15 protein-coding genes and 1 other annotated feature are annotated in these 15896 nt (G+C 32.8%); all 15 genes read right to left on the bottom strand.

The window, feature by feature from the left end:
• A partial coding sequence (locus AYC61_RS20750; protein WP_242866728.1) for a GTP-binding protein occupies positions 1–171 on the bottom strand: 171 nt, incomplete at its 3' end.
• A gap of 135 nt (positions 172–306) precedes the next feature.
• The gene (gene fusA / locus AYC61_RS13735) at positions 307–2373 is read right to left on the bottom strand and encodes an elongation factor G (protein ID WP_066503524.1); all 2067 of its coding nucleotides are present in this window, start codon (positions 2371–2373) and stop codon (positions 307–309) included.
• Positions 2374–2469: 96 nt separating this feature from the next.
• Positions 2470–2940 (bottom strand): 30S ribosomal protein S7, encoded by a 471-nt coding sequence (gene rpsG / locus AYC61_RS13730; RefSeq protein ID WP_066503522.1) that lies wholly within the window; start codon positions 2938–2940, stop codon positions 2470–2472.
• 168 nt (positions 2941–3108) lie between these two features.
• Positions 3109–3525 (bottom strand): 30S ribosomal protein S12, encoded by a 417-nt coding sequence (gene rpsL, locus AYC61_RS13725; RefSeq protein WP_066503519.1) that lies wholly within the window; start codon positions 3523–3525, stop codon positions 3109–3111.
• A gap of 25 nt (positions 3526–3550) precedes the next feature.
• Positions 3551–3793 (bottom strand): ribosomal L7Ae/L30e/S12e/Gadd45 family protein, encoded by a 243-nt coding sequence (locus AYC61_RS13720; RefSeq protein ID WP_066503514.1) that lies wholly within the window; start codon positions 3791–3793, stop codon positions 3551–3553.
• A gap of 142 nt (positions 3794–3935) precedes the next feature.
• Positions 3936–7427 carry a DNA-directed RNA polymerase subunit beta' gene (gene rpoC, locus AYC61_RS13715; RefSeq protein WP_066503510.1) on the bottom strand — a complete coding sequence of 1164 codons (3492 nt, stop codon included), beginning with the start codon at positions 7425–7427 and terminating at the stop codon, positions 3936–3938.
• Positions 7428–7496: 69 nt separating this feature from the next.
• The gene (gene rpoB, locus AYC61_RS13710; protein ID WP_066503509.1) at positions 7497–11210 is read right to left on the bottom strand and encodes a DNA-directed RNA polymerase subunit beta; all 3714 of its coding nucleotides are present in this window, start codon (positions 11208–11210) and stop codon (positions 7497–7499) included.
• Between the two features lie 439 nt (positions 11211–11649).
• The gene (gene rplL, locus AYC61_RS13705; protein WP_066503508.1) at positions 11650–12033 is read right to left on the bottom strand and encodes a 50S ribosomal protein L7/L12; all 384 of its coding nucleotides are present in this window, start codon (positions 12031–12033) and stop codon (positions 11650–11652) included.
• Positions 12034–12073: 40 nt separating this feature from the next.
• Entirely contained in the window at positions 12074–12601 is a 528-nt protein-coding gene (gene rplJ / locus AYC61_RS13700; protein ID WP_066503507.1) for a 50S ribosomal protein L10, read from the bottom strand.
• Between the two features lie 192 nt (positions 12602–12793).
• Positions 12794–12926, bottom strand: a sequence feature (ribosomal protein L10 leader region).
• Positions 12927–12980: 54 nt separating this feature from the next.
• Positions 12981–13679 (bottom strand): 50S ribosomal protein L1, encoded by a 699-nt coding sequence (rplA, locus tag AYC61_RS13695; RefSeq protein ID WP_066503506.1) that lies wholly within the window; start codon positions 13677–13679, stop codon positions 12981–12983.
• Between the two features lie 51 nt (positions 13680–13730).
• Positions 13731–14156, bottom strand: coding sequence for a 50S ribosomal protein L11 (gene rplK, locus AYC61_RS13690; protein WP_066503505.1), 426 nt, complete (start codon positions 14154–14156; stop codon positions 13731–13733).
• 38 nt (positions 14157–14194) lie between these two features.
• The gene (nusG, locus tag AYC61_RS13685) at positions 14195–14713 is read right to left on the bottom strand and encodes a transcription termination/antitermination protein NusG (RefSeq protein WP_202906844.1); all 519 of its coding nucleotides are present in this window, start codon (positions 14711–14713) and stop codon (positions 14195–14197) included.
• A 57-nt stretch (positions 14714–14770) separates the two neighbouring features.
• The gene (secE, locus tag AYC61_RS13680; RefSeq protein ID WP_066503495.1) at positions 14771–14971 is read right to left on the bottom strand and encodes a preprotein translocase subunit SecE; all 201 of its coding nucleotides are present in this window, start codon (positions 14969–14971) and stop codon (positions 14771–14773) included.
• A 32-nt stretch (positions 14972–15003) separates the two neighbouring features.
• Positions 15004–15153: a 50S ribosomal protein L33 gene (rpmG, locus tag AYC61_RS13675; RefSeq protein ID WP_066503494.1), complete on the bottom strand. Its 150-nt coding sequence runs from the start codon at positions 15151–15153 to the stop codon at positions 15004–15006.
• 406 nt (positions 15154–15559) lie between these two features.
• The coding region (locus tag AYC61_RS13670) for an EF-Tu C-terminal domain-related protein (protein ID WP_476691454.1) at positions 15560–15896 on the bottom strand (337 nt) is incomplete at its 5' end.

Genomic DNA, 15896 nt, shown 5'->3' with positions numbered 1-15896 from the left:
TTCTTCTGGAGCTTTATCTATATTATCAAATGCTACTGATTCTCCAGTTCCAAGTCTTTCATTTAAAACTTTTGTTATAGCTGCTGTTAATGTTGTTTTACCATGGTCTACGTGACCTATTGTTCCAATGTTAACATGTGGCTTATTTCTTTCAAATTTTGCCTTTGCCATTTTTATTCCTCCTCATTATCACTTTTCATTATAGTATGAATAATTAGAACAAAATCTATATAGATTTTGTTCTAATCTATGGAAATCATAACTAAACTAATTTTAGTTTATAATTTCCTATAGATTATAAACAAATTATTTATCCATTATTTTTTCAGCTATACTCTTAGGTACAGCTTCAAAATGATCTGTTTCCATAGAATAGTTTCCTCTACCTTGAGTTTTAGAACGTAAGTCTGTAGCGTATCCAAACATCTCAGATAGTGGAACCATGGCATTTACAACCTTAATTCCATTTCTATCACTAAAACTTTCTATTCTACCTCTCCTAGAGCTAACATCTCCCATAACATCTCCCATATACTCTTCAGGTACTAATACCTCAACCTTCATATATGGTTCTAATAATACAGGTTTTGCTTTCGCCATAGCTTCCTTAAATGCCATAGATCCAGCTATTTTAAATGCCATCTCACTAGAGTCAACTTCATGATATGATCCATCATATAATGTAACTCTAAAGTCTGAAACAGGATATCCTGCAAGAATACCGTTTTGAGCAGCTTCCCTAATACCAGCATCTACATGAGGTATATATTCTTTTGGTATAGATCCACCTTTAATTTGATCAATAAATTCATATCCTGATCCAGGCTCAAGCGGCTCCATAATAATCTTACAATGTCCATATTGTCCTTTACCACCTGACTGTTTAGCATATTTGCTATCAACATCAGCTTTAGTAGTAATTGTTTCTCTATAAGAAACTTGTGGATTACCGACATTAGCTTCTACTTTAAATTCTCTTAACAGTCTATCAACAATAATATCTAGGTGTAATTCTCCCATTCCTCCTATTATTGTCTGACCTGTTTCTTCATTTGTATATGTTTTAAAAGTAGGATCTTCTTCTGCAAGTTTTGCAAGAGCTATACCCATTTTTTCCTGTCCAGCTTTACTTTTAGGTTCAATAGCAACTTCAATAACAGGCTCAGGGAATTCCATAGATTCTAGTACTATTGGATTATTTTCATCACATAAAGTATCTCCAGTAGTTGTTATTTTTAAACCAACCGCTGCTGCGATATCACCAGCATATACTTTTTCTATGTCTTCTCTTGTATTTGCATGCATCTGCAATATACGTCCAATTCTTTCTTTTTTACCTTTAGTTGAATTGTAAACATATGATCCTTTTGTCAATTGTCCAGAATATACTCTGAAAAACGAAAGTTTCCCAACATATGGATCAGCCATTATCTTAAATGCTAATGCTGAAAATGGCTCTTCATCAGATGAATGTCTTTTAATTTCTTCATCTGTGTCAGGATGCAATCCAGTTATGGCTGGAACATCTAATGGTGATGGTAAAAACGCTACTATAGCATCTAAAAGCAACTGTACTCCTTTGTTTTTGTATGCTGAACCACAATATACAGGAATCATTTCAACTGCGATAGTTCCTTTTCTAACAGCTTTGATTATTTCCTCTTGAGTGATTTCTTCACCTTCTAAGTATTTCATCATAAGTTCTTCATCATGTTCTGCTGCAGCTTCTAATAGTATTTCTCTGTATTCCTTAGCTGTATCAATATATTCTTCAGGAATTTCAATTGTTTCTATATCTTTTCCTAATTCGTCATTATACATTACGGCTTTCATAGTTACTAAGTCGATTATTCCTCTAAAATCATCTTCTGCTCCAATTGGTAATTGCATAGCTATAGCATTAGCTTTTAATCTATCTTTCATTGTTTGCAATGAATATAAGAAATTAGCACCCATTTTATCCATTTTATTAACAAAACAGATTCTTGGAACATTATATTTATCTGCTTGTCGCCAAACAGTTTCTGATTGAGGTTCAACCCCACTCTTAGCGTCAAATATTGTAACTGCTCCATCTAATACGCGAAGAGATCTCTCAACTTCAACAGTAAAATCCACATGCCCTGGTGTATCAATAATATTAACTCTATGGCCTTTCCATTGAGTAGTTGTAGCAGCAGATGTTATTGTTATTCCTCTCTCCTGCTCTTGCTCCATCCAGTCCATTTGTGAAGCACCTTCATGTGTTTCACCTATTTTATAAATCCTACCAGTGTAGTATAGTATTCTTTCAGTCGCTGTAGTTTTACCTGCATCTATGTGAGCCATAATGCCAATATTTCTAGTATTATTTAAAGAAAATTTTCTTGGCACAGTACTCCTCCTTCCTGCTACTGGTTATAACAATATTTATTATAACCTTTATAAAAATGTATATTCTATATTTTGCTATTTATAGTAGAATATCGATTACCATCTGTAATGTGCAAAAGCTTTATTAGCTTCAGCCATTTTGTGAGTATCTTCTCTTTTCTTAACACTGGCTCCTACATTATTAGCTGCATCCATAATTTCACGAGCTAGTCTTTCTCTCATTGTCTTTTCTCCTCTTTTTCTTGAGTAAGTTGTTAACCATCTCAATCCAAGAGTCTGTCTTCTTTCAGCTCTAACTTCAATTGGTACTTGATAAGTAGCACCTCCAACACGTCTTGCTTTAACTTCTAAAACTGGCATTATGTTTTCCATTGCTTTACCAAAAACTTCACATGGATCTTCTCCAGTTTTTTCTTTTATGATGTCAAATGCACCATAAACTATTTTCTGTGCTACTCCTTTTTTACCATCTAACATGATAGAATTAATTAACTTAGTTATAACCTTATCCTTGTAAATTGGATCGTCCATAACTACTCTTTTTGGAATATGTCCTTTTCTTGGCACTGTTCTTCCCTCCTTAATAAACATGATTAATTCATAGGTACTCGATAGTACATAAAAATCAACCCAATTTAAAATACCATCGAAGTGCACTTAATGTATATTAAAACACATACTAACTCCTTAATTCTTAAGGAGTTAAGAAGTGTTACATCTTTGCACTATTTGATATTACTTTTTCTTAGGTCTCTTTGTACCATATTTTGACCTAGCTTGCATTCTTTTCTCAACTCCAGATGTATCAAGAGTACCTCTAACAATGTGATATCTAACTCCTGGTAAATCTTTAACTCTTCCACCTCTTATAAGAACAACACTATGTTCTTGTAAGTTATGACCTATACCTGGAATGTAAGCTGTAACTTCATGTCCATTAGTAAGTCTAACCCTTGCAATTTTTCTTAAAGCTGAGTTAGGCTTTTTAGGAGTAACTGTCTTAACTGAAGTACATACACCTCTCTTTTGTGGAGAATATGACTTAACCATTTTCTTTCTTAGTGAGTTATATCCTTCATTTAAGTGACGAGAAGTTGATTTTCCTTTAAGGCTCTTTCTACTCTTTCTTACTAGTTGGTTGATAGTTGGCATCTAGGCACCTCCTTTTAGCTTAAATTTATTTTAATAATGCAACAGATGCTGCACTAACATCGATTCCACAGGCTTTCCCAAGTTCTTTCATAGTATCTACATATGCTATATCTATATCTTTTGTTTTGCATAATTTTACTAGTTTGTTTATTATATATTGATCTGCATCTTTTGCTATATATATTATTTTAACTTGATCATTTACTACTGCTCTTTCAGCCTGTTTTGTACCAACAACTTTTTTCTTTTCTCTTAACAAAGATAACATGTTAGTATCCTCCCTTATGCATACCTAGAAGATTATACAGCGATATCGCTATATAATCTTCCCGAATATCAAAGAAGTACACTACCTTGATTTACACACTTATATATTTTAACATCACTTGTTCTAACTGTCAATATATTATTTAAGCTTCATTATCAACTGCATTTATTGCAACATTTTTGTATCTATTCATTCCTGTTCCAGCTGGTATGAGTTTTCCTATTATTACATTTTCTTTTAATCCAATTAATTTATCCTCTTTTCCTTTTATCGCTGCTTCTGTTAATACTCTTGTAGTTTCTTGGAACGATGCAGCAGAAAGGAACGAATCTGTAGCTAAAGAAGATTTTGTTATACCTAATAAAACTCTTCTACCAACCGCAGGACTTCCACCTACTTCTTCAATTTTTCTATTTTCATCTTCAAATTCAAATATATTTACCAAACTACCTGGTAATAAATCTGTTTCTCCTGAATCTTCTATTTTTACTTTATTAAGCATTTGTTTAACTATAACTTCTATATGTTTATCATTAATGTCAACACCCTGCATCTTGTAAACTCTCTGCACTTCTTTTACAATATACTGATGTACTCCTGAAACTCCTTTTATTTTCAATATGTCATGTGGGTTTACTGAACCTTCAGTTATCTCGTCTCCAGCTTCCACTACATCTCCATCTCTAACCTTTAATCTAGCTCCATATGGAATAGTATATGATTTAGACTCTCCGTCTGTTGTTGTCACAATAACTTCTTTTTTCTTTCTATCTGTTTTAATATCTATAACACCTGCTATTTCAGTTATGACAGCTAATCCTTTTGGTTTCCTAGCTTCAAAAAGCTCTTCAACCCTTGGAAGACCCTGAGTAATATCTCCCCCTGCAACTCCACCTGTATGGAAAGTACGCATTGTAAGCTGTGTACCTGGTTCACCTATAGATTGAGCAGCAATTATACCAACCGCTTCACCTATATTTACATCGCCACCTGTCGCAAGATTCTTACCATAACATTTTGCACAAACACCATGCTTAGCATTACATGTTAATACTGATCTTATTTTAACTTCTTCAATTCCAGATTCTTCTATGGCTTTTGCCTTGATTTCTGATATATATTCACCTTCTTTGACTATTATTTCTCCAGTTTCAGGATGAATAATATCTTCAACAGATACTCTGCCAGCTATTCTTTCATATAATTCTTCTATAACTTCTTTACCATCTCTAAATGCCTTAACTACTATACCTTGTGTTGTTCCACAATCATGTTCTCTAACAATCACATCTTGGCTGACATCTACTAATCTTCTTGTAAGATATCCTGAGTCAGCTGTTCTTAATGCAGTATCTGCAAGCCCTTTTCTAGCACCGTGTGTTGATATGAAGAACTCAAGCACTGATAAACCTTCTCTAAAATTAGATTTAACAGGAATTTCAACTGTCTTACCAGTTGCATTGGCCATAAGTCCCCTCATACCTGCTAGCTGTCTTATCTGGTTTCTACTACCTCTAGCTCCAGAATGAGCCATAATAAATATATTATTTAATCTGTCTAGATTATTCATTAAAGCTTCTGTAACTTGTTCAGTTGTTTTAGTCCATATATCTATTACTCTTTCATATCTTTCCTCGTTAGAAATCAAACCTCTCCTAAAAGCTTTTTCGTATTTATCAACGCTTTCTTCTGCCTTTGAAACTAATACCTCTTTATCATCTGGTATAATTATATCGCCAATACTAACTGTTACAGCTCCTATTGTTGAAAAATGAAATCCCATTTCTTTTATATGATCAAGAGTAACAGCAGTAATAGTATTACTATGTTTTCTAAAACATGCATCTATAATTTTACCAAGCATTTTTTTATCTACTAATGTGTCAATCTCTAATGAGTATTTATCTTTTGTTCTATCAACATAACCTAAATCTTGTGGTATATTTTCATTGAATATAAATCTACCTACTGTACTTTCAACAAGCTCGCCTTTATCATTTTCATCTAAGCGAACTCTAACTTTAACTTTAGCATGAAGTCCAACTTTCTTAGTATCATAAGCTAATAGCATTTCGTCAAAGTCTTTGAATATCATACCTTCACCTGGTTCACCCGGAACTTCTATTGTCAAGTAATAACTTCCGAGTACCATATCTTGAGTAGGAGTCGTTATCGGCTTTCCTGCCTGCGGAGCTAATATGTTATTTATAGAAAGCATCAAAAACCTTGATTCAGCTTGTGCTTCCACAGATAACGGAACATGTACTGCCATTTGGTCACCATCAAAATCTGCATTGTATGCTGTACATACAAGAGGATGAAGTTTTATCGCTTTTCCTTCAACCAATATTGGTTCAAATGCTTGAATTCCTAATCTATGCAAAGTAGGAGCACGGTTTAACAATACTGTATGCTCTTTAATAACAGACTCTAAAACATCCCAAACTACGGTTTTTACCTTTTCTGTCATTCTCTTAGCACTTTTTATATTATGAGCATGCCCTTCTTCTACTAATTTTCTCATTACAAATGGCTTAAATAATTCTAATGCCATTTTCTTTGGAAGTCCACACTGATAAAACTTAAGTTCTGGTCCAACTACGATAACTGAACGTCCAGAGTAATCAACCCTTTTACCAAGTAAGTTTTGTCTAAATCTTCCTTGTTTTCCTTTTAACATATCAGATAAAGATTTTAGAGGTCTATTCCCTGGACCTGTTACTGGTCTTCCTCTTCTACCATTATCTATTAATGCATCAACAGCTTCTTGAAGCATTCTCTTCTCGTTCCTTACAATGATATCTGGTGCTCCAAGATCTAATAGCCTTTTAAGTCTATTATTTCTATTTATAACTCTTCTATACAAATCATTTAAATCTGATGTAGCAAATCTACCTCCATCTAATTGAACCATAGGACGTAAATCTGGTGGTATTACAGGTACTACATCAAGTATCATCCACTGTGGGTTATTACCTGATCTTCTAAATGCTTCTACTACTTCTAGCCTTCTAATAATTCTAATCCGTTTTTGACCTGAACTCTCTTTAAGTTGTATTTTTAACTCCTTAGATTCTTTTTCTAAATCTATATCACCTAGCAACTCTTTTACTGATTCAGCGCCCATACCAGCCTTGAATTTTTTACCGTATTTATCCAATGCCTCTCTATATTCTTTTTCACTAAGAAGTTGTTTTTTTGATAATGATGTTTCACCTTGATCTATTACAACATAAGAAGCAAAATAAAGTATCTTTTCTAGTGACCTCGGAGACATATCAAGAAGTAAACCCATCCTGCTTGGTATTCCTTTAAAATACCATATATGTGATACAGGAGCGGCTAGTTCTATATGACCCATTCTTTCTCTTCTTACTTTTGCTTTAGTAACTTCAACACCACATCTATCGCAAACTACTCCTTTATATCGGATTCTCTTATACTTACCACAATGACATTCCCAGTCTTTTGTAGGACCAAAAATTTTCTCGCAAAATAATCCTTCTTTTTCTGGTTTTAATGTTCTATAATTAATTGTTTCTGGTTTTTTTACTTCTCCTCTAGACCATTGTCTGATTTTCTCTGGTGAAGCTAAACCAATTTTTATTGAATCAAAATTATTAAGTTCAAACAAGGAGCGCTCTCTCCCTTCCTTTTGATTATTTTTCTACATCACTAACAAAAGTAACTGAATTACTATTTATCAGTCTTTGTAATCACTCTCATAATCATCTAACTCTTCGAAATCTATGAAATTATCTTCTAATTCTTCATCCAATACAACATCATTAGGCTCTAGTTCTGTGTCTGTTTCAAATGTTTCTTCTTCTTCAGATGATAGTGTTTCGTTATTTTCATCTAAATAGTTCATAGTTAAGTTACTTGCTCCATCATCTTCTACTTCTTTTATTTCAATTTCGTCATCGTAACTATTAAGCACTTTTATGTCTAAAGCTAAGCTTTGAAGTTCTTTAATTAGAACTTTAAATGATTCTGGTATACCTGGTTCTGGTATGTTTTCACCCTTAACTATAGACTCATAAGTTTTAACTCTTCCTACAACATCATCAGATTTTACGGTCAGGATTTCTTGAAGTGTATGAGCAGCACCATATGCTTCAAGAGCCCAAACTTCCATTTCTCCAAATCTCTGGCCTCCAAATTGCGCTTTTCCACCTAATGGTTGTTGCGTAACTAATGAGTAAGGTCCCGTAGACCTTGCATGTATCTTATCATCTACAAGATGATGCAATTTTAGCATATACATATAACCAACGGTTACTGGATTATCAAATGTTTCACCACTTCTACCATCTCTAAGAAGTATTTTTCCTGTTATTGGTAAATTAGCTTTTTCTAATGCTTCCTCTATATTTTTCTCATTGGCACCATCAAATACTGGAGTAGCTACATGCCAACCTAAGGCTTTAGCAGCCATTCCTAGATGAACCTCTAATACCTGACCAAGATTCATACGAGATGGAACTCCTAATGGATTTAAAACGACTTGTAGAGGCGTACCATCTGGTAAGTAAGGCATATCTTCTTCCGGTAGTATCCTAGATATAACACCTTTGTTACCATGTCTACCACACATTTTATCTCCAACATTAATCTTTCTTTTAGTAACAATATATACTCTAACCAACTCATTAACTCCAGCTGGTAACTCATCGCCATTTTCTCTAGTAAATACTTTTACATCTAATACTATACCTTCTTCACCATGAGGAACCTTCAAAGAAGTATCTCTAACTTCTCTAGCTTTTTCTCCAAATATAGCTCTTAAAAGTCTTTCTTCTGCTGTAAGCTCAGTTTCTCCTTTAGGTGTAACTTTACCAACAAGGATATCTCCTGTTTTAACTTCAGCTCCTATTCTGATAATACCTCTTTCATCTAAATCTTTTAGAGCTTCTTCACCTACATTTGGTATATCTCTAGTTATTTCTTCTGGACCAAGCTTAGTATCTCTTGCGTCTGATTCATATTCTTCAATATGAAGTGATGTTAATACATCATTCTTTACTAAATTCTCATTTAATAGTATAGCATCCTCGTAATTATAACCTTCCCAAGTCATAAAACCAATTAACAAGTTTTTACCTAATGCTATTTCTCCTTGCTCTGTCGATGGACCATCAGCCATTACTTGCCCTTTATGAACTCTTTCGTTCTTTTTCACTATAGGCCTTTGATTGATACATGTTCCTTGGTTTGATCTCTTAAATTTCAGAGTTTTATATTTTTCTAGCTTTCCATCTTCGTCTCTTTTTACAATTATCTCCTCTGAAGATACCTTGTGCACTATACCATCTGATCTGGAAATAACTACAACTCCAGAGTCTTTAGCTGCTTTATATTCCATACCGGTTCCAATTATAGGTGCTTCTGTTTTTAATAAAGGTACAGCCTGTCTTTGCATGTTTGCACCCATTAATGCTCTATTGGCATCGTCATTTTCTAAGAATGGTATCATAGCTGTAGCAACAGATACTAACTGTTTTGGAGATACATCCATATAATCAACTTCTTTTCTTGGAACAAACTCAGTAACTCCATTTTGTGCTCTAGCTACAACTTTTTTATTTATAAATCTGCCTTCCTCATCTAATGGTTCATTAGCCTGCGCTACTACAAAGTAATCTTCAACATCTGCTGTTAAATATTCAATCTCTTCTGTTACTATTTCCTTTTCTTTATCAGCTATTCTAAATGGAGCTTCAATAAAACCATACTCATTTATCCTTGCATAAGTAGCTAATGAATTAATCAAACCTATATTTGGTCCCTCTGGTGTTTCTATCGGGCACATCCTTCCGTAATGTGAATGATGCACATCTCTAACTTCAAACCCTGCTCTATCTCTACTTAATCCTCCTGGACCTAATGCAGACATTCTTCTCTTATGTGTTAACTCTGCTAACGGATTGGTTTGATCCATAAATTGAGATAACTGGCTACTCCCAAAAAATTCTTTTATGGCAGCTGCTACAGGTCTAATATTTATTAAAGCTTGAGGTGTTGCTATATCTATATCTTGAATAGTCATTCTTTCTCTAACTACTCTTTCCATTCTTGATAAACCAATTCTAAATTGGTTTTGTAGAAGTTCTCCTACTGAACGAACTCTTCTATTTCCTAAATGATCAATATCATCAACTTTTCCAATATTAAAAAATAAGTTAAACTCACAGCTTATAGAAGCTATAATATCGGATATCGTAATATGTTTTGGTGACAATTCTTTTATTCTCGTTTTAATTTGAGTCTTTATTTCTTCGTAATTATCTCCACACTCATCCAATATTTCTTTCATTACTGGATAATATACTCTTTCCTTAAGTCCTAATTCTTTTAAAGAAATTGGCAAATTGAATACTTTCGTATCAACAAAATGATTTCCAACAATTCTAACCAACTTACTTTCTTCATTAATTACATCTACCGAATTTATACCTGCTGCTTCTATTTGATAAGCGATTTCTTTTGTTATCTCTTCGTCCTTTTGAACTATTATCTCTCCAGTATTGGAATCTACAATATTATCTGCTGATTTTTGACCTATTATTCTATTATGTAAAGCAAGCTTTTTGTTGAATTTATATCTTCCTACCTTTGCTAAATCATATCTTTTAGGGTCAAAAAATAAAGTATTTATTAAAGACTTTGCACTATCTACAGTAGGAGGCTCTCCTGGTCTAAGTCTCTTGTATATTTCTAGGAGTCCTTCATCTTCATTTCTTGTATTATCTTTTTCTAATGTATTAAGTATATACTCATTTTCTCCAAGTAATTGTAAAATCTCAGTATTGGTACCATAACCTAATGCTCTTAATAAGACTGTTCCAGGCAGTTTTCTTGTTCTATCTACTCTTACATATACAATATCATTTGAATCACTTTCATACTCAAGCCATGCCCCTCTATTAGGTATTACTGTAGAAGATATGAGTTTTTTGCCTGACTTATCAATACCTTGAACATAATAAACACCAGGTGATCTAACAAGTTGGCTAACTATAACTCTTTCTGCTCCATTTATTATAAATGTTCCTTTTGGTGTCATTAATGGGAATTCTCCCATAAAAACTTCTTGTTCTTTAACTTCTCCTGTTTCCTTGTTAATCAACCTCACCTTAACTTTTAAAGGTGCTGCATAGTTCGCATCTCTTTCTTTACATTCGCTAAGATCATATTTTGGATCTCCAGAAATAAAATAATCAACAAACTCTAATATTAAATTCCCTGTATAATCTTCTATTGGAGATATGTCCTCAAATACTTCTTTAAGTCCCTCTTTAAGAAACCAATCATATGAATCTTTTTGTACCTCGATTAAATCAGGTATTTCCAATACTTCTTCAATATTGGAATATGTCATTCTAACTCTTTTACCAAGTGAAACTGGACGCACCATCAATATTCACCTCTCATTTAGCTAAATCCTAAAATTTATTCTACTAATTACACTTACATTAACAAACAAATATATTACATTATGCCCATTTCAGGAATTATTATTCAAAATCTATGCCAATTATTCACTATTTGGCATTTTATAATAGTATCATACCACAATACAGTTGTCAAGCTAATGTTTACAAAAAAATTTTTTAAATGTGTATGAAAAAATTATGAAAAATTATCTAATCGTTTTTCTATAAAACATTCAAAAAGGTGTCTCAAAATGACGAATTTCTGTGATTTGAAATACTTTGAGACTAATCACGTACAATAAGCACGTTCTTGTCCTTATGAATTTCAATACCTTGAATTTCATTCATTATGAAACACCCCTGAATAAGCTATCTCAAAATACATCCTTGAAATAACTGACTACATTCTAACTATAGTAATTATTTAACTTCTACTGTAGCTCCAACTTCTTCTAATTTAGCTTTCATTTCTTCAGCAGCTTCTTTAGCAATTGCTTCTTTGATTGTTCCAGGAGCTCCATCAACTAAAGCTTTAGCTTCTTTTAATCCTAAACCAGTTAATTCTCTAACTACTTTAATAACTTTAATTTTTGAATTTCCAGTATTTGATAAAATAACGTCGAATTCAGTTTTTTCTTCTGCAGCTGGTGCTGCTCCCCCAGCCATAGGCATAGCTGCCATAGCAACAGGTGCTTGAGCGCTTACTCCAAATTCTTCTTCTAAAGCTTTAACTAACTCTGATAATTCTAAAACAGTAAGATTTTTTACCTCTTCAATTAAATTCATAACTTTTTCACTAGCCATTTGTAAATCCCTCCACATTTTCTATTATTATAATTTTAAACTACGCTTCTTTTTGCTCTTTAACTTGATCTAATGCATATACAAGATTTCTTATTGTTCCTTGTAGTACATTAGCAAATCCAGATATAGGAGCATTTAATCCTCCAAGTACTTGAGCTATTAATACCTCTCTTGGTGGTAATGCTGCTAATTCTTTAACTTTATTTAAGTCTATAATCTCTCCGTCTACAACTCCTGCTTTTATCTCTAAGTTTTCATGTTTCTTTGCAAACTCATCAGTTATTTTAGCTGGAGCAACTGGATCACTATCACTAAAAGCTATAGCATTAGGTCCAGTTAAATATTGATTAAATTCTTCTAAACCTGAGTTTTTAAAAGCAAATCTCATCATAGAATTTTTATATACTCTATATTCAACGTCAGCTTCAGTGAATTTCTTTCTTAATTCAGTTACTTCTTCAACATTTAAACCTCTGTAGTCTACAAGTACGATAGCTTGAGCTTTTTCTATCTTGTTTTGGATTTCCATTACTACTTGTTTCTTTTGCTCTCTAATTGCCTCGCTCATTTAGGTTCCACCTCCTCGCTACAGGGAATTAACCCTCTAGTATTTAGATATTAGGTTAATGCATTTAACTACATAAAACTTTTTAAGTTTGACTGTTTCTGAAATCAAATATACCATATCCATACCAGTAAATTCCTTTTACAACGTCTTTAGAACTAAATCTCCTTAAATTGATTTTAATGTTGATTTTGCTCTAATCTATAAAAGGATCCTTTGCTCATAGACAAAAGACCCTTTGTGAATTCATATATCATTTATTCACAACCTCGGTAGGGAATTTAAACCCTCAGGTACCTACTGTCTACGGTTAGTATTATTCTATTTTCAACCACTATATATATTAACATCATTCAATGTTTATTGTCAAGCTTAAGTTTTATTATTCCATTATTTTATCTGCATTTATCTTTATTCCAGGACCCATTGTACTTGAAACAACAACACTCTTTAAATATTTTCCTTTAGCTGCAGAAGGCTTAGCCTTGATAACAGCTTCCATAAGTGTATTAAAGTTTTCAATAAGTTTTTCAGTTCCGAAAGATTTTTTTCCTACTGAAACATGTATTATGTTAGTTTTATCAACTCTATATTCAACTTTACCTGCTTTAATCTCATTAACTGCTTTAGCTACATCAAATGTAACTGTTCCAGATTTTGGATTTGGCATTAAACCTTTTGGTCCTAATATTCTTCCTAGTCTACCAACCATACCCATCATGTCTGGTGTAGCAATTATTACATCAAAATCAAACCAATTTTCCTTTTGAATTTTAGCAATATATTCTTCTGCTCCAACATAATCTGCTCCAGCTTCCTGAGCTTCTTTTTGCTTATCTGCTTTTGCAATAACTAATACCTTTTTAGTTTTACCAGTACCATGTGGTAAAACAACTGTTCCTCTTACTTGTTGATCGGCATGTCTTGAATCTACACCAAGTCTTGCTGATACTTCAATAGTTTCATCAAATTTTGCTTTACTTGTTTTTTGAACTAATTCAATTGCTTCTTTAACATCATATAATTCTTGCTTATCATATAATTTTAAACTATCTTTATAATTCTTACCTCTTTTTGGCATTTTTCTACCTCCTTTGTGGTATTATCGGCTTAGCCTCCCACTTATTTAAAACTAGTCTTCTACTACGACTCCCATACTTCTTGCAGTTCCTGCTACCATGCTCATAGCAGCTTCTATATCATTTGCATTTAAATCAGGCATTTTAATTTCTGCAATTTCTTTTACTTTATCTTTTGAAATTGTAGCAACTTTTTTCTTGTTTGGTTCACCTGAACCTGATTCTATACCAATAGCTTTTTTAATTAAAACTGCTACTGGAGGAGTTTTTGTTATAAATGTAAAGGATCTATCTTGATATACTGTTAACACAACTGGAATAATCATACCTGGTTGGTCAGCAGTTTTAGCATTAAATTCTTTACAAAAACCCATAATATTAACACCATGTGGTCCTAAAGCAGTACCTACTGGTGGTGCTGGTGTTGCTTTGCCAGCTGGAATTTGTAATTTAACAACAGCTGTTACTTTCTTTGCCATACTTTACACCTCCTTAAAAATGCTACAACAGAAAGCTTTTATAGACTTTCTACTTGTTCAAAATCTAGTTCAACAAGCGTTTCTCTTCCAAACATGGATATAAACACTTTTAACTTTCGTCTTTCATTGTTGATATTTTTTACAGTACCCATAAAATTCTCAAAAGGTCCAGATACCACTTTCACAGTATCTCCTGAATTAATGTCTATAGAAGGCAAAATCTCTTGTACTCCCATTTTTTTCACTTCATCACCTGTTAAAGGGACTGGCTTTGAACCAGGACCTACAAAACCTGTAACTCCTCGTGTATTTCTCACAAGGTACCATGATTCATCAGTCATAATCATTTTGACCATAACATACCCTGGGAATTTTTTTCTCTCTTTAACTTTTTTCTTACCGTTTTTTATTTCTACATGCTCTTCTGTAGGTACTTTTACTTCAAATATTACATCTTGCATTCCTCTATTTTCAACTAGTTTTTCGATATTTGCCTTAACCTTATTTTCATGGCCAGAATAAGTATGAGCTACATACCATTTAGCCTTCTGTGACATATCAGTCATATTACTCAGGGGCATATTAAAAAGCCCTTACCTCCCTTTTTAGGTTATTTACTTAATAATGAATTTGATCATTTCTTCAAAACCTTTATCGAATATGAAGAAAATAGCACTCATTATGGCACATGCAATTAAAACCACTGCAGTGTGATTCAATAATTCTTTTTTAGTAGGCCAACTGATTTTCTTTAACTCAGCTTTGATGCCCTTGAAAAAGTTCCTTGTTTTACCACTTTTTGCTTGAGCTACCATACTACTCACATCCTCACTCTTTTATAATAGAACTACTTAGTTTCCTTATGAACTGTATGGGTCTTGCAGAATTTGCAATATTTTTTAAATTCTACTCTATCTGGATGCTGTCTTTTATTTTTTGTAGTATTATAATTCCTTTGCTTACATACAGTACATGCCAAAATTATTTTATCTCTCATTAAAAACACCTCCTAGACGAAAAACATAGGTGAGTACATGTATATCTCTATTTTTAGACATAGATATCCATAAATAACTACACTACTTTATATAAATTATCACAAATCAAAAATTATGTCAAGAATAAATATTGTTGACTACAAATTCAGATTATCTCGTATAAAAGTAAATACTCTAAATCATATTATTAAACATTTAAAATACTTAGGTATTTTTTTGCAAAACACATTAACAATACTATTATAGCCATGATTTATCTTTTAAATACTTTTGTAACTTATTATGTTATTTTATTTTATAATTTATTAACTATTATGTTTTATCAATTTTTTACTAAATTAGTTTACTTGAAATTTTTACTAGTTATTAAAAGACTAGACCAAAGTCTAGCCTTTAGAATTCAAATTATTCTATAATCTCACTAACAACTCCAGCACCAACTGTTCTTCCACCTTCACGGATAGCGAACTTTAATCCTTTTTCCATTGCTACTGGTGTGATTAATTCAACTTTTAATGTTGCATTGTCTCCAGGCATACACATTTCTACGCCTTCAGCTAAATCTATTGCTCCTGTTACGTCTGTTGTTCTGAAATATAATTGTGGTCTGTATCCATTAAAGAATGGTGTATGTCTTCCACCTTCTTCTTTTGTTAATACATATATCTCTGCCATGAATTTTGTATGTGGTGTGATTGATCCTGGTTTTGCTAATACTTGGCCTCTTTCGATTTCTGTTCTT

The sequence above is a fragment of the Abyssisolibacter fermentans genome (genome assembly GCF_001559865.1).
Lineage (GTDB): Bacteria > Bacillota > Clostridia > Tissierellales > MCWD3 > Abyssisolibacter > Abyssisolibacter fermentans.
This window is presented reverse-complemented; position numbering and strand designations above follow the sequence as displayed.